Source organism: Mesorhizobium sp. P170090, from assembly GCF_057786115.1.
This window is the reverse complement of record NZ_JBYNWH010000001.1, coordinates 75,022-97,427: the sequence shown is the minus strand read 5'-3', so window position 1 is coordinate 97,427 and position 22,406 is coordinate 75,022. Positions and strand designations below refer to the sequence as shown.

Below are 22,406 nucleotides of genomic sequence, written 5' to 3'. Positions count from 1 at the left end.
GGCTTTCATTAACGCGGGCGTGTTGCGGGTGGACTGTGGCTTACGCAACAAGCAAAAAGAACAGAAGAGCACCGATTCCGATGCGGCGGCGTCACTCTCGTGCAATCAGGCTTGGCGATATGGGCGATTTTTGGGTTTTTGGCTACGGCTCGCTGATCTGGCGACCGGGATTCGCCCATGTCGAGACACGGCGCGCGCGGCTTTACGGCTACCGCCGGTCGCTCTGCGTCTATTCCTTCGTGCATCGCGGCACGCGCCAGCGGCCGGGCCTGGTGCTAGGCCTCGACCGTGGCGGCTCCTGCATCGGGCTGGCGTTTCGCGTGCCCGGCGAGCTGCGCGATGAGGTGCTGACCTATCTGCGCGAGCGCGAATTGGTGACCAGCGTCTATCTCGAGCGTGTGCTCGATATCAGCCTCGACGGGAATGGGGCGGCCGCGGGAGAGAGAGTGAAAGCGGTCGCCTATATCGTCGACCGCCAGCATGAGCAGTATGCCGGCGGGCTCGACCCCGCGCATGCGGCAGGTGTTATCCGTGGCGCCGTCGGCCAGTCCGGAAACAACGAGGACTATGTGCTCAACACGCTGCAGCATCTCGCGGCGCTGGGTATCAGCGACCACTGGCTGGAAGAGGTGGCGAAGCGGATCGCCTCGTGAGCCGGTAGACCACGGCGAGCCTGCAGGCGAAGCGCTCGCGCCTTTGTGAAGCGCTGGCCCGCTGGAAAAATTGGCTGAGGCCTTTGACCTCGGCGCGGCGAGACCTAGCTTAGCTGCGGCCCGAAGCATTCGGGCCGCCCGCCGCCAGCCCACGGAGCCCCGTCTTGCAAAAACGCCGTCTCGGTCAAACCGACCTTTCCATCGCGCCGCTGGTCCTGGGCGGCAATGTCTTCGGCTGGACCGCGGACGAGAAGACCTCCTTCGACCTGCTCGACCGGTTCGGCGACGCCGGCCTCAACGCTATCGATACGGCCGATGCCTATTCGCGCTGGGTGCCGGGCCACGCGGGCGGCGAGTCCGAGACCATCATCGGCAAATGGATGAAAAGCCGCGGCAACCGTGACAAGATCATCGTCATCACCAAAGTCGGCTCGGATATGGGACAAGGCAAGAAGGATCTGTCCGCTGCCCATATCGAAAGGGCGGTCGAGGCGTCGCTTGAGCGGCTGCAGACCGATGTGATCGACCTCTATTTGTCGCACTGGCCGGACCCGACCACGCCTTACGAAGAGACGCTCGGCGCCTACCAGAAGCTGCTCGCTGCCGGCAAGGTCCGCCATATCGGCGCCTCGAATCTTGACGCCGGCCAGCTGCGCGCCGCGCTCGATGTTGCCAGCCTGCGCGGGCTGCCGCGCTACAGCGTGCTGCAGCCGGAATACAATCTCTACGACCGCTCATCCTTCGACGGGCCGCTGCATGATCTGTGCGTGGCCGAGGATATCGGCGTCATCACCTATTTCAGCCTCGCCAAGGGGTTTTTGAGCGGCAAATACCGTAGCGAGGCCGATCTCGGCAAAAGTGAACGCGGCGGCGGCGTGAAGGCTTATCTCAATGCGCGCGGCATGCGCATTCTGGCCGCACTCGACACTGTGGCGGCGCGCCATTCGGCCAAGCAGGCGGAAGTAGCACTCGCCTGGGTGATGGCGCAGCCCGGCATCACCGCGCCGATCGCCAGCGCCACGACGCTGGACCAGGTCGACAGCCTGGTGCGCGCCGCATCGCTGAAGCTCAGCGCGGAGGATCTCGTGGCGCTGGACAAGGCCAGCGCCTAGCCGCGCAGGTTCGGCACGATCGTCCAAGACGACGGCTGTCCGCCTTGCCACACTGTTCTCCATTATTGGGAGAAGAGGCAGCATGGCCGCAGACATTCTTTCGCAGGCGCAGCCCTGGCAGCAATTGCTGGCGCTGGTGCTGGCGGCAACCGTCGTCATGGGCAGTCCTGGCCCGGCGACGATCAGCGTCACGGCGATAGGGGCCGCCTTCGGCCTGCGCAATTCGCTTCACTACACATCGGGGATGATTTTAGGCACGGTCGCGGTGCTGCTGGTAGTGGCCACCGGCATCAAGGCTATCCTCACCTCGATGCCGGGCGTAGCGCCAGTGCTGGCGGTCGCTTCCGCCGCCTATATTCTCTACCTCGCCTACAGAATAGCGACAGCGCCGCCGCTGGCCGCGCGTGACAGCAGCGCGGTTCTGCCGACCTTCCTCGGCGGCTTCCTGCTCGCCGTTGCCAACCCGAAAGCCTATGTGGCGATTGCTGCGGTCCTTGCTGGCTCCGCGACCGCAGCCGGCGCCGATGCTCTCGGCATCCCGGCCAGGCTGGCGGTTCTCACCCTGATGATCGTAGCCATCCATATGCTGTGGCTGCTGGCCGGCGCGGCCTTCGCCCGCACCCTGCGCCAGCCGCTGGCGTCGCGGATCATCAATCTGGCCTTCGCGGCGACGCTGGTGCTGACCACGGCGCTGGCGGCGTGGCCTTGAGCCGGCCCGCAGAAGAGATCAAGCTTTGGTCTTTTTTGTTTTGGCGCAATTCAGGACGGAAAAAACCGCTCACACTTTTCCTGGAATTGCTTTGGCGGCCGCGGCGAGTTCGGCCAGCCGCTTGATCGCCGTCGGCGGCATTTGCGGCGGGTTAGGAGCCTGCGATGCCTCGATCAGCAGCTGGTCGCAGGCGACTTCCGTATCGCCGATCAGCCGGTCCATGAATTCGTCCTTGCCGAGCCCGGGCGGAATCGGCGGCAGGAAGCGGGCCTTGATGGTGCCGGGAAAGCGCAAGAATTTGCGGCGAGGCCAATAGAGGCCGGCGACATGGGCGACCGGTACCACCGGGACGCCAAGCTGCGTATAGAGCTCGACAATGCCGTATTTGTAAGCCGGCTCGTCGCCTGGCGCTCGGCGCGTGCCTTCGGGGTAGATAATCAGCTGGCGCGGATTGCGCCCCATCTCCTGCTTTGTCGATGCAACGACCTGCTTCAACGCCTTGGAGCGGCTGCCGCGGTGAACCGGGATCATCCGCATCTTCAGGATGTACCAGCCGAAGAAGGGGATCCAGGTCAGCTCGCGCTTCAGGATATAAAGCGGATCGTGGAGGAAGGGAAAGAAAGCGATCGCGTCCCAAAACGACTGGTGTTTCGGCGCCAGGATGAAAGAGCCCTCCGGCAGGTTCTCGACGCCGGTGATGTCGCTCCTGGTGCCGGCGATCTTGTCGTAGAGCCACAGGCTGGTGCGCGACCAGAATTTCGGCACGAACCAGGCGCGATGGCGTGGCGAGAGGAAGTAGTAAGGGGTCCAGAGGACCATCTGGACGATCAGATTGACATAGAAGACGAAGTTGAACGCCAGCGAGCGGATATAGAGCATGCGGGGAAGGGCCCGTTGAGGAGGTGTGCGTTGGTTACACCAAGCGCGGGCAAAAAGGAAACGCCGCAATGGCCTGACATAGGCCGGCTCGCCACTGACTCAAGCCAGTCTCAACTCACCACGTCGCCTGCAATAGCCGCTGCTTCAGCCGCGGAGCGGCGAAATCGAGGAACGCCCTTAGTTTCACCGCCAGCAGGCCTTGGCCGGCATGGACGAGGCTCACCGGCCACGGCTGCGGCTCGAAGGGTCGCAAGACCGGGACGAGCACGCCGGAACGTACTGCGTCCGCGATCTGGTAGGAGAGCACCCGCGTCATCCCGGCGCCTGCAATCGCGGCATCGATTGCAGCTTCCGCCGTGTTGACGCGCAGCCGTGAGTGGATCGGCACGATCAGTTCGCCCTTGTCGCCGGCAAAGCTCCAGCTGGCGAGCGCTGCAGGCCCTTCGAAACTGATGCATTCATGCGCGGCCAGATCGTCCGGCGTCCGCGGCATGCCATGCGCGGCGATATAGGCGGGGCTGGCGCACACGACGCGACGGATCGCGCCGACGCGGATGGCAATGAGGCTCGAAGGCGCAAGCTCGCCGATGCGGATGGCAAGGTCGAGATGTTCCTCCGCCAGTTGGGTTATCCGGTCAGCCAGCGCCAGGCGAATGTTGACTTGAGGATAAGCCGCCAGGAATTCGGTGACGACAGGCAGCACGTGCAGGCGACCAAAGACGACCGGCGCGGTGATGAACAGGTCGCCGGTCGGCGTGCTGTATTCGCCGGCAGCGGTGCGTTCGGCTTCGCCGACCTCGCCGAGGATGCGGCGGCAGGCGGCGAGATAGGCCTGGCCGGCATCGGTCAGCGTGAGCTGCCGGGTCGAACGGTTCAGCAGGCGCGCCTGAAGGTGCTTTTCGAGGTCGGAAACCTTGCGGCTGACCGTTGCCAGTGGAATGCCGAAATGGCGGCCGGCAGCGGAAAGGCTGCCCGCTTCCACCGCGGCGACGAACAGCGACATGGCTTCGAGACGATCCATACTTTCTTCCGGAAATTGGAAGGATAGCTTGCAACTATGCCATCTACATCCAAAACATGGAAGGATCTACCTCTTCGCGTACAATGGCCGTGTTTCGGCCTCGCGGAGGCTTCCATGAATGCTCATACTTTCACCAGCGATGTCGCCTTCACGCCGACGGTCAAGGCGATCCAGACCCGCAAAGGTTCGCGCAAGGGCTATGCCAGCGCCGAGGAGCGCGGCGGATGGCGCGCCCATATGACGCCCGACCTCGCCGACTTCATCGCGGCGCAGACCAGCGTCTTCCTGTCGACGGCAAATGGCGAGGGTCAGCCCTATATCCAGCATCGCGGCGGGCCAGCCGGCTTCCTCAAGGTGCTGGACGAAAAGACCATCGGCTTTGCCGATTTCTCCGGGAACAGGCAGTTCATCACGCAAGGGAATCTCGCCGACAACAACCAGGCATTCCTGTTCCTGATCGACTATGCGCATCGCCAGCGCGTCAAGATCTGGGGCACGGCGCGGGTCGTCGAGGACGATGCCGAGCTTCTGGCAAGGCTGATGCCGCAGGACTACAAGGCGCGCCCCGAGCAGGTCATCTTGTTCACCGTCTCGGCTTGGGATGCCAATTGCCCGCAACACATTCCGCAGCGATTCGAGGCCGCCGATGTCGCGGCCGCACTCGCCGAACGCGACAAGCGGATTGAAAGCCTCGAACAGGAGATTGCGCGGCTGCGTGGCGCGGAAGACGGCACGGCCAAGGGGTAATCGACTCAGTCCTTGGCGGTCGAAACCTCGGCCAGAGCGACGCTGTCGGCGGTCTGGCGGACCGGGACGACGCCGCGCGCCAGCGCCAGCAGGTATTTGCTGTATTCGGTCAGAAGCACGCGTAGCGCTTCTGGCTTGGTCAGCCAGTCGCCATTGTCCAGATTGGTGTTGACCACCGGATAGGGTTCAAGCCTGGCGCCATGCAGCAGGCGGCCCATCTCGAGCAGGCTGCGCGGCATGTGGTAATTGTTGGTGACGAGGATGACGCTGCCATAGGCGTGGCTCTCCATCCATTTAGCGCTTTCCTCGGCATTGCCGATCGTGTCGAGCGCGGCGCGGTCGATGTCGACACAGCAGGAAAACAGCGCCTTGTCGCCGCCGGTAGCAGCCTGCAATTGGCGGCGGCTGGCAGAGGGATGCACGCCTGAGATCAGCAGCCGCTCGCCCTTGCCGGAGGCAAGCAGATCGAGTGCTGCGTCGAGGCGGGCCTGACCGCCGGTCAAGACGATGATCGCATCGGCCTTGGCCGGGTTGGCCGGAGTCGTCATGTGGCTGACCTTGCTGGCGAACCAGCCGAAGCCACCGGCAAACAGGGCCACCAGCAGCAGTAGACAGAGGAAGGCGAGACGCAGGGCGGTGCGCAAACGGCCCAGCCCAGTGCGCACACGCGAACGCACCACTGGCATCTGTCCAGCCGTTCCGGTCGACTCCCGCGCGTTCATCGTCCTATGGTTAATCCTGAAATGCCTTTTTGGTAAGGAAAAAAGCGCACATTGCGTTACGTCGGTTTTCGATCCGTGATCGTCCCTTCCATTCCTGTCCTTGCCCCCGAACTGTTTTCGCTTCTGCCCTCACGGTTCACCCCGCATCCGGCTGGCGGACATCGATGTCGCTGAGGTAGGCGACGACGGTTGCGTGCGAGGTCGCCGCCGTCAGTCCGCCGATCACCAGCACCATCAGCCCGACGCCGAGATAGCCGGCCGATCCGATGGCGAAATTGCCGAACAAAGCGGTGGCCTGGTCGGCCTGCGGCGTTGCCATGTTGCGCGACGACCACCAGGAAAAGACGATGAAAACCAGGATCGCGGCTGCGCCGCCGGCGGCCGCGCCCTTCATCCCGGTGACCAGGAAATGCCAGCGGAATTCGCGCGCGATGAAGCGCGCCTCGGCGCCGACGAAATGCAGCACTTCGATGATATGGCCGTTACCCGCCATAGCGCCGCGCGTCGCAAACACTACGGTCAGCACCGTCGCCGACAGCATCAGGACCAGCACGGCGATGCCGATGGTGACCGTGGTGCGGGCCATGGCGACCAGCCGGTCGACCCATGTACGGTGATCGTCGAGCGAAGCACTCGGCAGCTTGGGCGTGAGCGCCGCACGGATGGCGCTAAAGTCGGGCGGACTGGTCTCGTCGATGGTGACGATGATCAGGCGCGGCACCGGCAATTCGTCGATATTCAGGCCCGAGCCCAGCCATGGCTCCAACAGACGCGCGGTGGCGTCGCGATCGATGATCCGGGTTTCCTTCACGCCGGGGAATTCGCCGACGATCTGCGAGGCCTGGGCAAGGGCTGCCTCCATGTCGAGGCCGTCGACCGGTTTGATCTGAATCGTCGCCTCGCGCGAGATCTGGTTTTCCCAGACCGAGGCAGTGTCGCGCACCAGCGTGACGGCGCCGAAAGTCAGGCAGGACAGGAAGGTCATGATGGCGATGACCAGCACCAAGGCGCGGCCGGCAATATTCTGCGCCGGCACGATCGGCGCCATGCGGCGCTGGACGCGCTGCGTCGTCGTCGCGGGCTCGGCGGCGTCTTCATGCAGCTGTTCGGCCGATACTTCAGTCATAAATATCCAGCCTTCCGCCGGCCAGGATCATGCGGCGCGCGTCGACCTGTTCCATCAGGCCGAGATCGTGAGTGGCGATCACCACCGCGGTGCCGAGCCGGTTGAGCTCGATGAACAGCCTGAGCAGCCGGCGTGCCAGCGGCGGGTCGACATTGCCGGTCGGCTCGTCGGCAAGCAGGATTTCGGGCTGTTCGATCAAGGCCCGGGCGATTGCCGCGCGCTGCTTTTCGCCACCCGAAAGGACCGGCGGCAGCACATGCATGCGCTCGCCCAGGCCAACCCATTTCAAAAGTTCGGTGACGTCGGTGCGGTAGCTCGCTTCCTCGCGGCCGCGCACGCGCAGCGGCAGAGCGACATTCTCATAGGTGGTCATGTGGTCGAGCAGGCGGAAATCCTGGAACACCACGCCGATGCGGCGCCTGAGATGCGGCAGTTCAGCGCGCGAGATGCGCGAGCGGTCCTTGCCGAAGATGGTGATCAGCCCGCGTGTCGGCTTCAGCGACATGAACAGAAGGCGCAGCAGCGTCGTCTTGCCGGCGCCGGAGGGCCCGCTCAGGAACTGGAAGGAGCTCTCCGGAATGTGCAGGGAGATGTCGCGGAGGATTTCCGGACCCATGCCATAGCGGAGGCCGACATTTTCGAAGCGGATCACGTGCGACGACCTGAGGTGTGTGGCGGCGGCGTGCCAGCCCTTTCTGTCCAACGACCATCGGCCGCCATGGTTAACCGTCGGTTAATTTTCGCTGTTTTTGAGTGCGTCACAAGGGTTCCGGTGGGGAAGCGTTAACCATTTCCATTTACGCAAAAGAAACGAAGAGGCAACAGCGGGGCCATGATGGCTGAGCAACGAACCGCGCGCCCGGTTTCCGGCGAAATCATGACCGGGACAAGTGTCGCACCGGAATCGCGGCCTGTGGCGACCGACATCGTCGATGCGGATTATGAGGTGCTGCCGCAGCTGATCCCACTGATAGAAGCCATGCCGACGCCGGCGCGCGACATCGCGACGCCGTCGATGGAAGGCATGGAGATGCTGCGCAAATCAGATGCGTCAGCCGGGCGGCCGGCATCGCGTGGCGGGCCGATCTTCTGGATTGCCGGCATCGGTGCGGCGCTTGCCGCCTTCTGGGTCTCGGGTGGCCACGCGCTGGTGCGCCAGACGCCGTTCTGGTCAGTCGAACAGCCGGAGGGCGCCGTACTCAGCATTGCCGGCGTCACGTCGCGTGTCGACGCCTCAGGACCCGCCCCGGTGCTGTTCGTGGATGGCGAGGCCGTCAATGACGGTTTGAAGGCGGGACAATTGCCGCCGCTGGAGATACGTGTCACCGGCAATGACAGCCGCATCACCCGTTATACTCTGGGGACATCCAACCGTTCTCTGGCGCCCGGCGAAAGATTCGGCTTTTCCAGCCGCCTCGATGTGCCTAGAAACGGCGTCAAGGCCGTGGCGGTCACCTTCGCCGGCTAGTCGGTTCTCTGGAAAGGTTGTTGATGCCAGTTGTGCGCGGCAAGGACATCGAGGTCCTGTTTTCGGCGTCCGCGATCGCGCGGCGCAATCTCGAACTCGCCAAGGAGATCGCCGAGCACGACTATCACGACCTGCTGGTGATTTCGGTGCTGAAGGGCTCGTTCATCTTCGCCGCCGATCTGATCCGCGCCATGCACGATGTCGGGCTGTCGCCGGAGGTCGAGTTCATCTTCATTTCCAGCTATGGCGCCGGCACCACCAGCGGCGAGGTGAGGGTGCTGCGCGACATCGACAATGAGGTCGCCGGCCGCGACGTGCTGCTGATCGACGATATCCTGGAGTCGGGCAAGACGCTCTCCTTCACCCGCAACCTGATGCTGTCGCGCGGCGCCAAAAGCTGCGCCATCGCGGTGCTGTTGGACAAGCGCATGCGCCGCCAGACGGAGCTGAACGCCGACTATGTCGGCTTCGACTGTCCCGATTACTTCGTCGTCGGCTACGGCATGGACGTCGCTCACGCTTTTCGCGAACTGCCGTTTGTCGGTGTGGTCAAAGGCGATGCCTGAGAAAAGGGCCCGACGCTTCAAATTTTCAGAAAAAGTCAACTTTTGCCCGCCAAATTCCGGCCCATGGCAAAGCTTCTGATCGTCGAGGACGATGAGTCCGTCCGCACCCTCGCCGCCCGCGCGCTCGAACGCGCCGGGCACTCGATCGATATCGCCGCCGACGGCGCGCAGGGGCTGGCGATGGTCAGTGCTGCAGGCGGCGGTTACGACCTCGTCGTCTCCGATATCCGCATGCCGGAAATGGATGGCATCGAGATGGCGATCGCCGCAGCCAGGCTTTTCCCTGACATGAAGATCCTGCTGATGACCGGCTATGCCGACCAGCGCGAGCGCGCCGAGGAATTGAACGGCATCATTATCGACGTCGTGCAAAAGCCTTTCACGCTGGCCGAAATCCGCTCGCGGGTCGACCAGGCGCTCGCCTGCTTCGCCTGACACGCTTCAGGCGGCATCCTGAGACGCGGCGAGGACAGGCGCAGCGCTCCGGCGCCGTTCGGTGTTGAGCGCCAGCAGACCGGCGCCGATGATCAGCGCCGCACCGATGGCGGTGGTCGAGCGCGGCACCTCGTCGAAGAACAGGAAGCCCCACAGCGGCGACCAGATAATCCCGGTGTATTCGAATGTGGCGACGCGGTTGGCGGGCGCCAGCCTGTAGGCCTGCGACAGCAGAATCATGCCGGCCGAAGCGACGAAGCCGCAGGCCGCCATCTTGAGGAAATCCGGGGTCGTCGGCCAGACCCACGGCCGCACCAGGAATTCGAGGCTGGGGTGGACAGCATGGGTTATGGCGGCAAGCCAGAATGTGCCGGCAACCGCAGCGGCGCCGACCAGATAGGCGCCGTTCTGGTAGAAGGCCATGACGGTGGAGGATTCGGTGTCGCCGATCTTGCGCGCCATCAGCTGTGAAAAGCCGTAGAGCAAAGCCGAGCCCAACGAAAGCAGCGCCGCCCAGTCGAACAGGCCGGCGCCCGGGCGCAGCATCACGACCACGCCCAGCATGCCGATCAGCACGGTGGCGAGAGCCTGCCAGGATACCCGCTCGCCGAGATAGGGCCCGGCTATCGCCATGATGAACAGGGGCGCCATGAAATAGAGCGCCACCGCGTCGGCGAGCGGCAAGGCAGCGATCGCCAGATAGTAGACCGTATAGGAGGAGAACTGGACGAAGGCCCGTATCGTCAGCAGGCCGAACCGCTTCGAGACAATGGCCCGCAGGCCGACATCGGCGCGAACGAGAACGACCAGGATCGGCAAAGCGACGATCGAGCGGATCCACATCACCTCGGTCACGGGATAGCCGGCCGACACCGCCTTGACCAGCGGGTCCTGGAGCGAGAACACCAGCACGCCAAGGCACAGGCTGATGATGCCGAGAACGATCCGGTTGCGCATGTTGTTCTGCCGGCCCTTGCCTTGACTGCCCGCAGCCGCCCGGCCATGGGGTAAAAAGAGCCCGCCACCGTTTCGGGCAGCGGGTATGAGTGAGGACTCTTTGATTGGTCCGCAGCCGGTTTCGCGGCGGCATATCCAATGGGTGAGCGGACTATGCTGCGGCGTTTGACATGTTGCAAACGAATTGGAATGATACCAGCGATCAAATTTGCTTATGACGGATTCGATGCGGCCAGCCCTCGACAGCGATCTCCTGCGCACCTTCGTCGCCATTGCCGAAGCGGGCAATTTCACCCGGGCGGCGGAGCAGGCCGGGCGCACCCAGTCGGCGGTGTCGATGCAGATGAAGAAGCTCGAGGAGCTGGTCGGCGACAGCCTGTTCGAACGCGGCTCGCGCGGCGTGGCGCTGACGCGCCGTGGCGGCGAGCTGATCGTCAATGCCCGCCGCATCGTCTCGCTGCTCGACGAGACGGCGGCGTGGATGGCGGCGGCACCGCTTGGCGGGCCGGTGCGCATCGGCATTCCCGAGGAATATGGTCACGCCATCCTGTCGCGCGCGCTCGGCGCCTTCTCGAAGCGTCACACCAAGGTCGAGGTCACCGTGCGCTATGCACATTCGGGCGCCCAGCTGGCGGCGTTGGCGGCCGGTGAACTCGACCTCGCCGTGGTGTTCGAATGGCAGGATCCTTCCGGCGGCGAGGTGCTGATGCACGATCCGACCGTGTGGGTGACATCGAGCCTGCATCACATGCATGAGGAGCGGCCGGTGCCGATCGCGCTCTACAACAGAGCCGGCTGGTGCAAGGACTTCGCCATCAAATCGCTGGAGCAGCGTGGGCTGGCCTACCGTGTCGCCTATACCAGCGACACCACCGGCGGCCTGAAGCTCGCCGTCACCTCCGGCCTGGCGATCGCGCCGATCTCGCACAGCAATATTCCGGATGGCTGTCGTGAACTCACCGCCGCTGACGGGTTCGGCCATATCGATTCCTCGAATGTGGTGATGCACCGCAGCCCAAATGCCTCAGGCGAAGCTATCGACGGCATGCAGGAGGCGATCCGCGAGGCGTTCGTCAACCGGCCGGCTTAGTCTGTTGCATCCTCGTAGAAATGCAGGCGATTGCCGAAGGGGTCGCCGACCGACACTTCACGGGTCTGCCACGACGTGGTTTCGAGGCCCGGCCGGGCGTAGCGGTATCTCTTGCCGATCAGTTCGCGGTGCAATGCCGCGATGTCCTCGACCTTGATGCGCATGGCTATACCCGGCGCGCCGTCGCCATGATGTTCGCTCAGATGCAGGACACAGCCGTCGCGGATTACACCCATGTAGAGCGGCGCATTGTCGTCGAAGCGGTGCTCGAACTCGACCTTGAAGCCGAGAAAGTCGACATAGAATTCGCGTGCCTTGGCGATGTCGAAGATGCGCAGGATGGGCGTGACGGCACCGAGTTTCGGCATGGCGCTGATACCATTCAGTTCGACGGATGTTGCCTTGGAGGCTACTTCAGCTCCAGCAGCCGCTCGAGGTAGCTGCGCTCGATGTCGGGGCTGAGCGCGTTGCCGAGCCGCTTGCGAATCGCCTCGAGAATCTGGCGGGCGCGCTGCACGTCGATCTCGTCGGGCACTTTCACCGAATCGCCGAAATCGGGTCCGCGGCTGGCGCGCGGTCGGCCCAGCGGATCGCGGCCGGCGTCCTGTTGGCGGCCGCCTTCCTGGCTGCCACCCTGGTCGCCCTGCATCGCCTGCAGCTGCTTCATCATCTCCTTGGCGCCCTTGCGCAGCGCTTCCAGCGCGCGACCCTGGTGGCCGACTGCCTGGTCGCCTTCGCCTTCGCCAAGCGACTTTTCGGCATTGCCCATGGATTTGCCAGCGTCGCCAAACCCCTCATTGGGCTGCATGCCCATGCCTTCCAGGCCCTTCTTCAGCTTGTCGAGTTCGCTCTGCAACTGGCCCTGGCCTTCCTGCAGCTGCTTCATCGCATCGGCGAATTCCTGCGGTGTCATCGACTTCGGCCGGGCGAGGGGATCGCGATCCTTGCCGACGCCCGGCTGGTCCGGGTCGTCGCCATTGCCTTCGCCGGGCTGCTGATTATCTCCGCGCTGCATCTGGTCCATGCGGTAGGTGTCGTTCATCATCTCCTGCTGGCGGCGCATGATCTCGCCCAGCTTGTCCATCTGCTGGCGCATCTCGCTGTCCTGCTCGCCGCCCTGCTGCTGACGGCCGGCCTGCAGGTTGTTCATCATGTTTTCCAGCTGCGACAGCAGCTCCTGCGCCTTGTCGCGGTCGCCCGACTTCGCCAGGTTCTCGATCTGGTCCATCATGCGGTCGATATCACTGTGACGCAGCTCGCGACCATTCTGCTGCATCTGCGGCGCGTTCGGGTTCTGCTTGGCGCGCTCGGCGAATTCCTGCAGGAATTCGTTCATCGCCTCGCGCAGTTCCTTCATCGCCTTTTCGATCTCTTCGTCGCTGGCGCCGCGCTTGATGGCGTCCTGCAGCGCCTGCTGGGCCTGGCGGAGCCGCTTTTCGGCGGACGAGAGATTGCCTTCCTCGATGCCGAGCGCGATTTCCCAGAGATAGGCAACCTCGTTGCGCAACTGATCGTCGCTGTCCGACATCTTCAGCCGGCTGCGGGCGCTCATGATGGCGAGGTAATGCGACATGTTGTTGAACGTGTCCTCGGGCCGCAGCGTGATGGCGTCCATCAGGTCGAGCACGCGCGGCTTGGCATTGGCGTCGAGCGCCAGCAGGCGGCGCTGCTCGACCACCGCCCGCGCCAGCGGGTTGGCGAAGGGCCGCTCCGGCATCACAATAGTCTTGGTCTCGCTGGTCGCGGTGTGTCCGGCATCGTCGGTGGCGACAAGCGACAGCTTGATGCTGGCGCCGGCCCAGACGTGCTCGGTGAGGTCCTTGGTGGTCTTGGCGGCGTTCGCCTTGCCGCCGCGGCGCGGCAGCGCCAGCGGCAGGTCAGGCGGACCGTAGAGCGGATGCGCATCGGGCGCCGCCGGATCGGCCAGCGCGAAAACCGCCTTGGCGGTGGCCGCGCCATAGTCGTCGTCGATCTGGTAGTTGAGCTCGAAGGCGCCGTTGACGGCGCGCTTGGGCTCGCCGACGAAGCGGATCGTCGGCGGCTTGTCGGGGATCACCGCGAAGGCCCAGCGACCGAGATCGGCTTCGCCCGACTTCAGCGTCAGCGTGCCGTCGGCGGTCAGCTTGCCGGTGAACTGGCGCAGCTTGGGGGTCGCGGGGTTGACCGCCGCTGCCTTGACGGCCGCCACCTGTGGTCCCGACGGGTTCATGGCGCGAGCATTGCCGCCCTTGTCGGCAAAGCTTAGCGTTTCCTCGCCGGAGCCGCCGGTCACGCGCAGCGAGACGTCGCTGCCTTGCGGCACGGTGAAGGTGGCAACCGCCTGCTTGGCGTTGCCATCGATGACTGGCGCGGTCAAGAAGATGGGCGGCTTGCCGGTATAGGCCGGCGGGGTCACCCAGGCATCTATGCGCGGCGGTACGATGTCGCGCGCCGCATGGGCACTGAAACCATCGGACAGCCTGCCGCCGGACGGTCCGAAGGAAAAGGCAAAAGCGGTGACCAACAGCAGCGCCGCCACGGCACGCAATGCCCACGGATCGCGCTCCGGCACGCGGGTACGCGGCAGGTCGGCGCCAAGGCTGCCGAGCTTGTCGGCCATGCGCTTTTGGTGTTCGCGCCACAACGCCTGGGAAAAGATGCTTTCCTTGCCGCTGGGACGGTCGGTCTGCACCAGCACCGGGCTGTGCTGCAGCTGGTTGGCGGCCTCGATACGGCGGTCGATTTCAGCGGAGGATGGAAGCTTGAAGAAACGCAGCGGATAGAGCGCCGCCAGCGTGGCAATACCGAACGCAGTGACCAGGATAATGCGCGCAATGTCAGGCAGCCGGGGGAAAAGGCCGAGCCAGGAGAGGCTGAGAAACAGGCTGGCGATGATGAGCAGCGGCAGAAGCAGCGGCCAGCCGCGCTCGACCGTCATCGAGACCCGTGTCGCCAGCCGGCTCAGGGCAAGCCGCCCGGCCAGGCTGCGATCGCCACTGGAAATGGGGCGTTCCGTCATCGGCCCTTCCTGCCCGGGCGGGATAGCCCGGACTCAACAAGCAGAAGTTTACCAGCAAACACGGCAAAGGCGAGGCGGTTCCGGAAAACTTGAAAAGCTTTGACGGGTTTGCGTCCCACTTCAGTCGAAGCAAGGTTTAGAATTTCGCCGGATCGGTATTCGAGCCGCAGACAAGGACGGCGATCCGCTCGCCCGGCGCCGGCGTGTAGCGGCCGGACAGCAGCGCTGCGAAGGCCGCTGCGCCGCCCGGCTCGGCGATGATCCGCACCCGCTCCCACAGCGCCTTTTGCGCGGCGATGATGGCGTCGTCGGTGACCAGGATGGAGCGTTCGACGAAGGCCTCGGCGATCGGGAACATCATCTCGCCGACGCGTTTGGGCGCCAGCGAATCGGCGGCGACGCTTTCGGCCGGCGCATCGACGGGGTGGCCGGCTTCGAAGGCGTGATGCAGCGTCGGCGCGCCTTCGGGCTCGATGGCGATGATCCTGATGCGGCCGGAAAACCAGGCGGCGATGCCGCCGATCAGGCCGCCGCCGCCGACAGCGACCAGCAGCGTGTCGATGTCGGGCAGATCGTTTTCGATTTCGAGGCCGAGCGTGCCTTGGCCGACCAATGTTTCCTCCTGGTTGAAGGCATGGATCTGCAGCGCGCCGGTCTTTTCGGCAAAAGCCTCGCTGGCGGCCAGCGCCTCGGCATAGCGGGCGCCGCCGACGATCAGTTCGGCGCCGTAGCCGCGGATGCGCTGCAGCTTGGCCGCCGGGCTGACTTCGGGAACGAAGATCGTCGCCTTGTGGCCAAGCCGCATGGCGGCATAGGCGACCGCGGCGCCATGATTGCCGCCCGATGCGGCGACGACGCCGGCCGCAGGCACCGGCCGTTCGAGCAGATTGGTGAAGGCGCCGCGCGCTTTGAACGAACCGGAATGCTGCAGGCATTCGAGCTTGAGGTCGACCGCCAGCGGCGGCCGGTCGAAATCGGCCATGTCGACGCGCAGCACCGGCGTGTGCCTGATATAGCGGCGGATGCGCGGTTCCATCGCGGCAATGCGTTCGCGCGTGACGGTGTTGCCGTTCGTCATGACCATCTCCTTGGGATTGACAGCAATTAGTAACTTGGCAAAATGGCTAAATGCAAGAGGTTGATGTCTTCAAGGCGATCGCCAACGAACGCAGGCTGCAGATCCTCGACTGGCTGAAGGATCCGCAGGCGCATTTCCCGGCCCAGGCAGACGGCGATCTGGTCGAGGACGGCGTTTGCGCGCTGCTGATCGCGGAGAAGCTCGGCATTACGCAGGCGACGCTCTCCGAACATATGCGCGTGCTTACCCAGGCCGGCCTGCTGCGCCCCAAGCGCATCAAGCAATGGACGTTCTACCGCCGCGACGAGGACAGGATCGCCGACACAAGGATGCTCATCCAGAACCGGCTGTAGCGCAGCCGGCGCTGCGGCTTCTATTTCAGCCAGTCGGGCACCGAATCCAGGCCGATCAGCTCGTCATAGGTCTGGCGCCGGCGCACGACGTGGAAACGGTCGCCGTCGACCAGAACCTCAGGCACAAGTAGGCGGGTGTTGTAGGTGCCGGATTGCACCGCGCCATAGGCGCCGGCGGTGGTGACGGCAATTAGGTCGCCAGACTTGAGCCGGGGCAGGTCACGGTCGAGGCCGAGATAGTCGCCTGTCTCGCAGACCGGGCCGACGACATCGACCGCCATGCGCGGCGTGTCGGCCGGCGGCTGCACCACCGGCTTGATGTCGTGGAAGGCATCGTAGAGCGTCGGCCGGATCAGATCGTTCATGGCGGCGTCGACGACGAGGAAGTTCTTGGCGTCGCCTTCCTTCACGAAGATCACTTCCGAGACCAGGATGCCGGCATTGCCGACGATCAGCCGGCCCGGCTCGAACATCACCTTCACTCCAAGCTTTGTCAGATGCTTCCTGACGATCTCGGCATAGGCATCGGGCAAAGGCGGCGGGCTGTTGTCGGTGCGGTAGGGGATGCCGAGGCCGCCGCCGAGATCGACATGCTCGACGGCATGGCCATCGGCGCGCAGCGCGCCGACCAGTTCCGCCAGAAGCGCGAAAGCATCGTCAAAGGGCTGCAACTCGGTGATCTGGCTGCCGATATGGGTATCGATGCCGATGGGCTTGGTGCCCGGCAGCCCGGCCGCGCGGGCATAGACCTGGCGCGCCCGTTGCCAGGGAATGCCGAACTTGTTCTCGGCCTTGCCGGTGGAGATCTTCCTGTGCGTCCTGGCGTCGACATCCGGGTTGATGCGCAGCGAGACCGGCGCCACCTTGCCGAGCGCGGTGGCGCGGGCCGACAGCAATTCAAGCTCCGGCTCGGATTCGACATTGAAGCAGAGAATGCCGGCCTCGAGCGCAAAATCCATTTCGCGCGCGGTCTTGCCGACGCCCGAGAATACGATCTTGCTGGCCGGGATGCCGGCGGCGAGCGCGCGGCGCATTTCGCCTTCCGAGACGGTATCGGCGCCGGCGCCGAGCTTTGCCAGCGTCCGCAGCACCGCCTGGTTGGAATTCGCCTTCAAGGCGTAACAGACCAGCGTGTCGAGACCGGCAAAAGCCCCGGCGAACACCCGGTAGTGCCTCGTCAAGGTTGCCGTCGAATAACAATAGAACGGCGTGCCGACGCTTGCGGCGATGTCTGGTATCGCCACGTCCTCGGCATGGAGCACGCCGTCGCGGTAGTCGAAATGGTTCACGAGAGTGTTTCCGGAAGTTGGAGCACGAGACCAGGCCAGAAAGACCAAGCCGGTCTCATCGGCTCTAGATCAGCGGGTCCAGGATGAACTTCTTGTCCACGACCGGTTTTTCCGGCTCTGGCGGCACCGGCTGTTTGGCGCGCTCGGCGTCCTTGCGGGCCTGGACGGCCGCTTCATAGGGCGTGTCGAGACCAGCCTTACGGCCGCAAGCGGTCACGGCAGCCATCGCCGTCAGCAGCGTCAGCGTCACCAAAATCCTGCTCGCGGTCATCGATACATCCGTCCGAAACTTTATGTGCTGCGCTTTTAACCGAGTTTTAGGCGCATTGCACCCCGGCATCATGCCTTGGCGATGCGCTTTTTCCAGCTGCGGATCTGCTTCCTGACCTCCGATGGCGCGGTGCCGCCGAAACTGGTGCGGCTCTTGACCGAATTCTGCACCGCCAGAACCGAGAAGATGTCTGCCGTGATGCCGGGGTTGATCGACTGCAGATCCTCCAGCGACAGCTTTTCAAGGCTCACCTTCTTCTCTTCGGCCAACGCCACCGCGCCGCCGGTGACATGGTGTGCCTCACGGAAGGGCAGGCCCAGCGCGCGCACCAGCCAGTCGGCGAGGTCGGTCGCGGTCGCGTGGCCCGAGCCGGCGGCTTTTTTCATGGCGGCGGCATTGACCGTCATGTCGCGCACCATGCCCGTCATCGCAGCCAGCATCAAATCGAGTGTTTCGGCAGCGTCGAAGACCGATTCCTTGTCTTCCTGCATGTCCTTGCCGTAGGTCAGCGGCATGCCCTTCATCACGGTCAGCAGCCCGACGAGATGGCCGGTGACGCGGCCGGTCTTGCCGCGCACCAGTTCGGCGGCGTCCGGGTTCTTCTTCTGCGGCATGATCGAGGAGCCGGTGGAGAAACTGTCCGACAGCCTAACGAAGCCGAATTGAGGCGTCGACCAGATGATGATTTCTTCGGCGAGCCGCGACAGATGCGTGGCGCAGATCGCCGCCAGGCTCAAAAACTCCAGCGCGAAATCGCGGTCGGAGACGCTGTCCAGGGAATTGCGCATCGGCTCGCGGAAGCCGAGCGCCTTGGCGGTCTTGTGGCGATCGATCGGAAAACTGGTGCCGGCAAGCGCTGCCGCGCCGAGCGGGCTTTCATCCAGCCGCTCGATGGCGTCGCGGACGCGCGACAGGTCGCGCGAAAACATCTCGACATAGGCCATGCAATGGTGGCCGAAGGTCACCGGCTGCGCCGCCTGCATGTGGGTGAAGCCGGGCATCACGGTCGCCGCATGCTCCTCGGCGCGGTCGAGCAAGGCTGAGATCAGCCCCTTCAGCGCCTCGGCGACGCGAAAGCACTCGTCCTTGACCCAGAGCCGGAGATCCACCGCCACCTGGTCGTTGCGTGACCGCGCCGTGTGCAGGCGGCCGGCGGCCGGGCCGATCAGATCGGCAAGGCGGGCCTCGATGTTCATGTGAATGTCTTCCAGCCGGGTCGAGAACTCGAACGTGCCGGCCTCGATCTCTTTCAGGATCGTGTTCAGCCCGTGAGCGATTTTTTCTTGATCGGCCACCGAAATAATGCCCGTTTCAGCCAACATCTCGCTGTGGGCGACCGAACCTCTTATGTCTTGGGCATAGAGTTTGCGGTCGAACGAAATCGACGCGTTGATCGCTTCCATGATCGCGGCCGGACCCGAGGCAAAACGTCCGCCCCACATCTGGTTGCTGGCCTTCTTGTCGCTCATCGCTATAACCCGTGCTCCGGAGCAGTCTTAGAAAATGGCAGACGGTAGCAGATACTTCCCGGCCCCGCGCCTGATCCTCGCCGCTTTGCTGGCGGGCGTGCTGGCCGGCGTGGTCGCGGTATATGTCAGCGAGAGCGGGTCTGGCAACAACGCAGCCACCGGCAGCGCACCTGCGGCCGGCGCGGGCAACAGCAAGGACGACGTCGCCTGCGCCGCCAAGAGCGACCGCGCCAAAAAGGTTGCCGCCGCGGCCACCGGCCAGGTGGCGGCATTGCTGCCCGCCGATCCGCCGCAATCGCTGAAAAGTCTCGCCTTCAACGGTCCCGACGGCAAGCCGATGACGATCGCCGATCATGCCGGCAAGACCGTGCTGCTCAATTTGTGGGCGACGTGGTGCGCGCCCTGCCGCGCCGAAATGCCGGCTCTCGACGCCTTGCAGAAGGAAAAGGGCAGCGATGCCTTCGAAGTGGTCGCGGTCAATGTCGATGCCGGCGACGATGTGAAGCCGAAGAAGTTCCTAGCCGATATCGGCATCGGGTCGCTCGGCTACTACCGCGATTCGACGCTGGCGCTGTTCAACGACGTCAAGACGCGTGGCTTGGCGCTAGGCCTCCCCGTCACCATGCTGATCGACGGCGAAGGCTGCCTGATCGCGCATATGAACGGACCGGCCGAATGGTCGGGACCGGATGCCAAGCGCCTGGTCGAGGCCGCACTCGCCCCTTAGGATGAGCGCAGGGCCGCCGCCGGCGGCAGCATCAAGATGCTGCCGCCGCGTTGTTTGACGCTGGCGTCGTCGTGTGCCGCCGGCGCCGCGACGCTGGTCAGTTCGCTGAACGCCTCGATCGGGCTCGGCCGGCCTAGATAGTAGCCCTGGCCGATCTCGCAGGCCTCGGCGTCGAGGAATTTCAGCTCGCCCAGCGTCTCGACGCCCTCGGCCAGAACCGGCAGGCCGAGACCGCGGCCAAGCCCCAGAACGGCGCGCACGATGGCTGCCACCTGGCCGTTGCTGTCGACTGATTTGATGAATGAGCCGTCGATCTTGATCTTGTCGAATGGGAAGGCGCGGAGATTGGACAGCGAGGAGTAGCCGGTGCCGAAATCGTCCATCGCCACACGCACGCCAAGCGCCTTCACCTGGCGCAAGGTCGCCAGCGCGCGCGGCATGTCCTTGACCAGCGCCGTTTCGGTGATCTCGAGTTCGAGCCTGCCGGGCGTCAGGCCGGAGCCGAGCAGGACTTCATGCACCTTGCGGCTGAAATTCGGATTGTGGAGCTGCACCGCCGAGACATTGACCGCGACGGTGAGAGGGTTCTTCCAGCGCGCTGCCTCGGCGCAGGCCGTCGCCAGCACCCATTCGCCGATCTGGATGATGACGCCGCTGTCTTCGGCCACCGGGATGAAGGTCGCCGGCGACACGTCGCCGCGCTGCGGATGGCGCCAGCGGATCAGCGCTTCGAACCCAACCATCCGCCCGCTGCTGATCTCCTTTTGTGGCTGGTAGACGAGGCGAAACTCATCGCGCGCCATGGCCTGGCGCAGTTCGTGCTCCATCACGCGCCGGTCTCGCGCCTCGGCGCCCATCGAGGCCTCGAAGTAACGGTAAGTGTCCTTGCCCTCGGCCTTGGCGCGGTAGAGCGCGGTGTCGGCGTGGCTGACCAGGAGTGTCGGCTCATCGGCGTCGAGCGGATAAAGTGCAATGCCGATGCTGGCCGACACCAGCCCGCCACCGACCGACAGCCGGTTTTCCTCGCGCATGGCCGCCAGCACCGCCTCGGCGATGCGGCCGGCCGCCTGCGGATCGGGAAGGTTTGGAGCGATGATGGCGAACTCGTCGCCGCCGAGACGCGCCAGCATCTGTCCGTGGCGGAGCACGGCGGAGGCGCATAGCGCCACCTTCTGCAGCATGGCATCGCCGGCGCCATGCCCGAACAGGTCGTTCACTTCCTTGAAGCGGTCGAGGTCGAGCAGCAGCAGCGCAAGATGCCCGCCCTTGCCGCCGCGGTCCATTGCGGCAATTTCGGCCTCGAGCCGGCCGGAGAAACTGCGGCGGTTGGGGAGCCCGGTCAGCGGGTCGAAATGGGCGAGGCGCAGTATCTCCTGCTCGGCCTTCCTGCGTTCGCGGATGTCGCGCACGGCGACCACGCTGTGCCGCTTGCCGCAATAGTCGATGCTCCTGGCGATAAGTTCGACGGGGATGGTGGCGCCGTCATGGGCTCTGAGCTCCGCTTCCTGTGCCTGTCCGCTGCAGTCGGACATGCCGGCCGCGGTGCGTTCGCCGAAGAGGTCGCCAAGCAGCATCGCGTTCAGCACTTCCGGCGCAATGCCAGTTAGCGCGGCGATGCTGTCATTGGCGCTGACGATGCGGGCGCCGTCGCATACGATCAGGCCCTCGACGGCGGCGTTGGCGAGGCCGTGCATGCGCTCGGCCTCGATCTTGTGACGACGGAAGCGCAGGTCGATCCACAATGCTGCGGCTGAAAGCACCAGGATAGCCAGGCTGACAGCAGCGGCGGCGAAGGCCTGCGACATCGGTTCGACCGTGAACTGCGATATCTCGATGGAGGAGTCCGGGAAGATCGACACCGCGCCCATCGCGATGAAGTGCAGGCTGCAGATCGCCAGCGTCAACAGGATGGCGGCGGCGATTGTGGCCTGCATGGACGGCCGTCGCAACACGACCAGCAGCGCCAGCGCGGCGAGGGTGACGCCTGTCAGCACCGAGACGCCGACCAGCAGCGGGTTCCAGACGATGCGCCCTTCGACCTCGAAGGCGGCCATGCCGATATAGTGCATGGCGGCGATACCGGCGCCGAGGACGGCGCCGCCGACCAGAGGGTAGTCGATGCCCCGGCGCAAGGTGGCGATCCACATGCCCGCGGCGGTCAGGGCGACGGAACCGGCGAGCGAAAGCGCCGACATTTCCGCATTGTAGGCGTTGGGGATTCCGGGAGAAAAGGCAAGCATTGCGATGAAATGCGTCGCCCAGATACCGAAGCCGGTGGAAGTGGCTGCTATCATCAGCCAGGTATAGCGGTTGCGCTCGCTCGAGCGGTCGACATGGCGAAGCAGGTTGACCGCCGAGAAGGAAGAAATACCGCAAATGAGCGCTGCCAGTGCGACCAGTCTCAGATCGTGCTCATGCACGATACAATTATAGACCGTCAGCATCTCGCCCCACCTGCTCTCCCACAGCAATCAAGCCGTCCACTTGATTAGTATGTCGCGCTTGACGAAGAATCGGTTATGCGAACTACAACTACAGCGGGTTTTTCGGGTTGTACCTTGCGGCGATCCTGTCTCATTCCAGACAGGGTCACAGCAGCGCTTGGCGCGATGCCGCTCTACCGATCTCGATCTGGCCGAGCGCCGGTATGGCGGCCGCATGGTACAGGTGCGTGGCGCTGTCACGGGGGCCCTTCATGCATCGCCGGCGGTCGGCGATCGTCGCAGGCCCACCGCG

Annotated in this window: 23 protein-coding genes; 10 read left to right on the top strand and 13 right to left on the bottom strand. The window is 64.5% G+C overall.

Annotated features, from left to right (window positions below):
* Nucleotides 1–119 precede the first annotated feature (119 nt).
* The 3 genes from AC3EML_RS00470 (at nucleotide 120) to AC3EML_RS00460 (ending at nucleotide 2,474) form a co-directional block, all read left to right on the top strand.
* Nucleotides 120–653 carry a gamma-glutamylcyclotransferase gene (locus tag AC3EML_RS00470; protein WP_023673305.1) on the top strand — a complete coding sequence of 178 codons (534 nt, stop codon included), beginning with the start codon at nucleotides 120–122 and terminating at the stop codon, nucleotides 651–653.
* 164 nt (nucleotides 654–817) lie between these two features.
* A complete protein-coding gene (locus AC3EML_RS00465) occupies nucleotides 818–1,765 on the top strand; it encodes an aldo/keto reductase (RefSeq protein ID WP_023731073.1) in 948 nt (315 codons plus the stop codon).
* Nucleotides 1,766–1,847: 82 nt separating this feature from the next.
* Complete coding sequence (locus AC3EML_RS00460; RefSeq protein ID WP_352521785.1) at nucleotides 1,848–2,474, top strand: LysE family translocator; 627 nt, start codon at nucleotides 1,848–1,850, stop codon at nucleotides 2,472–2,474.
* A gap of 69 nt (nucleotides 2,475–2,543) precedes the next feature.
* Here the strand turns inward: AC3EML_RS00460 and AC3EML_RS00455 are convergent, their stop codons facing one another.
* Both AC3EML_RS00455 and AC3EML_RS00450 read right to left on the bottom strand, forming a co-directional pair.
* Nucleotides 2,544–3,353: a lysophospholipid acyltransferase family protein gene (locus tag AC3EML_RS00455; RefSeq protein ID WP_352521786.1), complete on the bottom strand. Its 810-nt coding sequence runs from the start codon at nucleotides 3,351–3,353 to the stop codon at nucleotides 2,544–2,546.
* A gap of 115 nt (nucleotides 3,354–3,468) precedes the next feature.
* The gene (locus tag AC3EML_RS00450) at nucleotides 3,469–4,374 is read right to left on the bottom strand and encodes a LysR family transcriptional regulator (RefSeq protein ID WP_023673309.1); all 906 of its coding nucleotides are present in this window, start codon (nucleotides 4,372–4,374) and stop codon (nucleotides 3,469–3,471) included.
* Between the two features lie 114 nt (nucleotides 4,375–4,488).
* On the opposite strand from AC3EML_RS00450, the gene AC3EML_RS00445 reads away from it, so the two are divergent.
* Nucleotides 4,489–5,121 carry a pyridoxamine 5'-phosphate oxidase family protein gene (locus tag AC3EML_RS00445; protein WP_023673310.1) on the top strand — a complete coding sequence of 211 codons (633 nt, stop codon included), beginning with the start codon at nucleotides 4,489–4,491 and terminating at the stop codon, nucleotides 5,119–5,121.
* A 5-nt stretch (nucleotides 5,122–5,126) separates the two neighbouring features.
* Here the strand turns inward: AC3EML_RS00445 and AC3EML_RS00440 are convergent, their stop codons facing one another.
* The 3 genes from AC3EML_RS00440 to ftsE all read right to left on the bottom strand — a co-directional run bounded on the left by AC3EML_RS00440 (nucleotide 5,127) and on the right by ftsE (nucleotide 7,621).
* Nucleotides 5,127–5,807: a YdcF family protein gene (locus AC3EML_RS00440; RefSeq protein ID WP_352521810.1), complete on the bottom strand. Its 681-nt coding sequence runs from the start codon at nucleotides 5,805–5,807 to the stop codon at nucleotides 5,127–5,129.
* 172 nt (nucleotides 5,808–5,979) lie between these two features.
* Nucleotides 5,980–6,969, bottom strand: coding sequence for a cell division protein FtsX (locus AC3EML_RS00435; protein ID WP_023701396.1), 990 nt, complete (start codon nucleotides 6,967–6,969; stop codon nucleotides 5,980–5,982).
* Complete coding sequence (ftsE, locus tag AC3EML_RS00430; protein ID WP_023685344.1) at nucleotides 6,962–7,621, bottom strand: cell division ATP-binding protein FtsE; 660 nt, start codon at nucleotides 7,619–7,621, stop codon at nucleotides 6,962–6,964. The genes AC3EML_RS00435 and ftsE overlap by 8 nt, the downstream gene beginning before the upstream one ends.
* Nucleotides 7,622–7,801: 180 nt before the next feature.
* Here ftsE and AC3EML_RS00425 point away from each other — a divergent pair, with 180 nt between their 5' ends.
* The 3 genes from AC3EML_RS00425 to AC3EML_RS00415 all read left to right on the top strand — a co-directional run bounded on the left by AC3EML_RS00425 (nucleotide 7,802) and on the right by AC3EML_RS00415 (nucleotide 9,438).
* The gene (locus AC3EML_RS00425) at nucleotides 7,802–8,437 is read left to right on the top strand and encodes a hypothetical protein (protein ID WP_023685343.1); all 636 of its coding nucleotides are present in this window, start codon (nucleotides 7,802–7,804) and stop codon (nucleotides 8,435–8,437) included.
* 23 nt (nucleotides 8,438–8,460) lie between these two features.
* Nucleotides 8,461–9,003, top strand: coding sequence for a hypoxanthine phosphoribosyltransferase (gene hpt / locus AC3EML_RS00420; protein WP_023673315.1), 543 nt, complete (start codon nucleotides 8,461–8,463; stop codon nucleotides 9,001–9,003).
* Nucleotides 9,004–9,066: 63 nt separating this feature from the next.
* Nucleotides 9,067–9,438: a response regulator gene (locus tag AC3EML_RS00415; RefSeq protein WP_023673316.1), complete on the top strand. Its 372-nt coding sequence runs from the start codon at nucleotides 9,067–9,069 to the stop codon at nucleotides 9,436–9,438.
* A 6-nt stretch (nucleotides 9,439–9,444) separates the two neighbouring features.
* Here AC3EML_RS00415 and AC3EML_RS00410 read toward each other — a convergent pair whose 3' ends face one another.
* A complete protein-coding gene (locus AC3EML_RS00410; protein WP_352521787.1) occupies nucleotides 9,445–10,395 on the bottom strand; it encodes a DMT family transporter in 951 nt (316 codons plus the stop codon).
* 214 nt (nucleotides 10,396–10,609) lie between these two features.
* Here AC3EML_RS00410 and AC3EML_RS00405 point away from each other — a divergent pair, with 214 nt between their 5' ends.
* Complete coding sequence (locus tag AC3EML_RS00405) at nucleotides 10,610–11,485, top strand: LysR family transcriptional regulator (protein WP_488505131.1); 876 nt, start codon at nucleotides 10,610–10,612, stop codon at nucleotides 11,483–11,485.
* Here AC3EML_RS00405 and AC3EML_RS00400 read toward each other — a convergent pair.
* From AC3EML_RS00400 to AC3EML_RS00390, 3 genes are all read right to left on the bottom strand, one after another.
* Complete coding sequence (locus tag AC3EML_RS00400; RefSeq protein ID WP_023685340.1) at nucleotides 11,482–11,853, bottom strand: glyoxalase superfamily protein; 372 nt, start codon at nucleotides 11,851–11,853, stop codon at nucleotides 11,482–11,484. The two genes, AC3EML_RS00405 and AC3EML_RS00400, sit on opposite strands and share 4 nt — an antisense overlap.
* Before the next feature lie 41 nt (nucleotides 11,854–11,894).
* The gene (locus AC3EML_RS00395) at nucleotides 11,895–14,483 is read right to left on the bottom strand and encodes a TIGR02302 family protein (protein ID WP_352521789.1); all 2,589 of its coding nucleotides are present in this window, start codon (nucleotides 14,481–14,483) and stop codon (nucleotides 11,895–11,897) included.
* A 136-nt stretch (nucleotides 14,484–14,619) separates the two neighbouring features.
* A complete protein-coding gene (locus AC3EML_RS00390; protein WP_352521790.1) occupies nucleotides 14,620–15,561 on the bottom strand; it encodes a threonine/serine dehydratase in 942 nt (313 codons plus the stop codon).
* Between the two features lie 50 nt (nucleotides 15,562–15,611).
* Between AC3EML_RS00390 and AC3EML_RS00385 the strand changes: the two genes are divergently transcribed.
* On the top strand, nucleotides 15,612–15,914 hold the full coding sequence (locus tag AC3EML_RS00385) for an ArsR/SmtB family transcription factor (protein ID WP_023694025.1): 303 nt from the start codon (nucleotides 15,612–15,614) through the stop codon (nucleotides 15,912–15,914).
* Nucleotides 15,915–15,934: 20 nt separating this feature from the next.
* Here the strand turns inward: AC3EML_RS00385 and lysA are convergent, their stop codons facing one another.
* The 3 genes from lysA to argH all read right to left on the bottom strand — a co-directional run bounded on the left by lysA (nucleotide 15,935) and on the right by argH (nucleotide 18,943).
* Nucleotides 15,935–17,203, bottom strand: a complete 1,269-nt coding sequence (gene lysA / locus AC3EML_RS00380) for a diaminopimelate decarboxylase (protein WP_023751696.1) — start codon at nucleotides 17,201–17,203, stop codon at nucleotides 15,935–15,937.
* Between the two features lie 64 nt (nucleotides 17,204–17,267).
* A complete protein-coding gene (locus AC3EML_RS00375) occupies nucleotides 17,268–17,474 on the bottom strand; it encodes a hypothetical protein (RefSeq protein WP_023673325.1) in 207 nt (68 codons plus the stop codon).
* Between the two features lie 68 nt (nucleotides 17,475–17,542).
* Nucleotides 17,543–18,943, bottom strand: a complete 1,401-nt coding sequence (gene argH, locus AC3EML_RS00370) for an argininosuccinate lyase (RefSeq protein ID WP_352521791.1) — start codon at nucleotides 18,941–18,943, stop codon at nucleotides 17,543–17,545.
* A 34-nt stretch (nucleotides 18,944–18,977) separates the two neighbouring features.
* Between argH and tlpA the strand changes: the two genes are divergently transcribed.
* A complete protein-coding gene (gene tlpA / locus AC3EML_RS00365) occupies nucleotides 18,978–19,670 on the top strand; it encodes a thiol:disulfide interchange protein TlpA (RefSeq protein ID WP_023804537.1) in 693 nt (230 codons plus the stop codon).
* Here tlpA and AC3EML_RS00360 read toward each other — a convergent pair.
* Nucleotides 19,667–22,114, bottom strand: a complete 2,448-nt coding sequence (locus AC3EML_RS00360; protein ID WP_352521792.1) for a bifunctional diguanylate cyclase/phosphodiesterase — start codon at nucleotides 22,112–22,114, stop codon at nucleotides 19,667–19,669. The genes tlpA and AC3EML_RS00360 overlap by 4 nt on opposite strands.
* Nucleotides 22,115–22,406: the final 292 nt, after the last annotated feature.

Excerpts from the sequence above, each read along its gene's own strand:
- AC3EML_RS00470 (WP_023673305.1), top strand. The coding sequence starts at position 120 with ATGGGCGATTTTTGGGTTTTTGGCTACGGCTCGCTGATCTGGCGACCG.
- AC3EML_RS00460 (WP_352521785.1), top strand. The coding sequence starts at position 1,848 with ATGGCCGCAGACATTCTTTCGCAGGCGCAGCCCTGGCAGCAATTGCTG.
- AC3EML_RS00455 (WP_352521786.1), bottom strand. The coding sequence starts at position 3,353 with ATGCTCTATATCCGCTCGCTGGCGTTCAACTTCGTCTTCTATGTCAAT.
- AC3EML_RS00450 (WP_023673309.1), bottom strand. The coding sequence starts at position 4,374 with ATGGATCGTCTCGAAGCCATGTCGCTGTTCGTCGCCGCGGTGGAAGCG.
- AC3EML_RS00445 (WP_023673310.1), top strand. The coding sequence starts at position 4,489 with ATGAATGCTCATACTTTCACCAGCGATGTCGCCTTCACGCCGACGGTC.
- AC3EML_RS00440 (WP_352521810.1), bottom strand. The coding sequence starts at position 5,807 with ATGCCAGTGGTGCGTTCGCGTGTGCGCACTGGGCTGGGCCGTTTGCGC.
- AC3EML_RS00435 (WP_023701396.1), bottom strand. The coding sequence starts at position 6,969 with ATGACTGAAGTATCGGCCGAACAGCTGCATGAAGACGCCGCCGAGCCC.
- AC3EML_RS00425 (WP_023685343.1), top strand. The coding sequence starts at position 7,802 with ATGATGGCTGAGCAACGAACCGCGCGCCCGGTTTCCGGCGAAATCATG.
- hpt (WP_023673315.1), top strand. The coding sequence starts at position 8,461 with ATGCCAGTTGTGCGCGGCAAGGACATCGAGGTCCTGTTTTCGGCGTCC.
- AC3EML_RS00415 (WP_023673316.1), top strand. The coding sequence starts at position 9,067 with ATGGCAAAGCTTCTGATCGTCGAGGACGATGAGTCCGTCCGCACCCTC.
- AC3EML_RS00410 (WP_352521787.1), bottom strand. The coding sequence starts at position 10,395 with ATGCGCAACCGGATCGTTCTCGGCATCATCAGCCTGTGCCTTGGCGTG.
- AC3EML_RS00405 (WP_488505131.1), top strand. The coding sequence starts at position 10,610 with ATGACGGATTCGATGCGGCCAGCCCTCGACAGCGATCTCCTGCGCACC.
- AC3EML_RS00400 (WP_023685340.1), bottom strand. The coding sequence starts at position 11,853 with ATGCCGAAACTCGGTGCCGTCACGCCCATCCTGCGCATCTTCGACATC.
- AC3EML_RS00395 (WP_352521789.1), bottom strand. The coding sequence starts at position 14,483 with ATGACGGAACGCCCCATTTCCAGTGGCGATCGCAGCCTGGCCGGGCGG.
- AC3EML_RS00390 (WP_352521790.1), bottom strand. The coding sequence starts at position 15,561 with ATGACGAACGGCAACACCGTCACGCGCGAACGCATTGCCGCGATGGAA.
- AC3EML_RS00385 (WP_023694025.1), top strand. The coding sequence starts at position 15,612 with ATGCAAGAGGTTGATGTCTTCAAGGCGATCGCCAACGAACGCAGGCTG.
- AC3EML_RS00375 (WP_023673325.1), bottom strand. The coding sequence starts at position 17,474 with ATGACCGCGAGCAGGATTTTGGTGACGCTGACGCTGCTGACGGCGATG.
- argH (WP_352521791.1), bottom strand. The coding sequence starts at position 18,943 with ATGAGCGACAAGAAGGCCAGCAACCAGATGTGGGGCGGACGTTTTGCC.
- tlpA (WP_023804537.1), top strand. The coding sequence starts at position 18,978 with ATGGCAGACGGTAGCAGATACTTCCCGGCCCCGCGCCTGATCCTCGCC.
- AC3EML_RS00360 (WP_352521792.1), bottom strand. The coding sequence starts at position 22,114 with ATGCTGACGGTCTATAATTGTATCGTGCATGAGCACGATCTGAGACTG.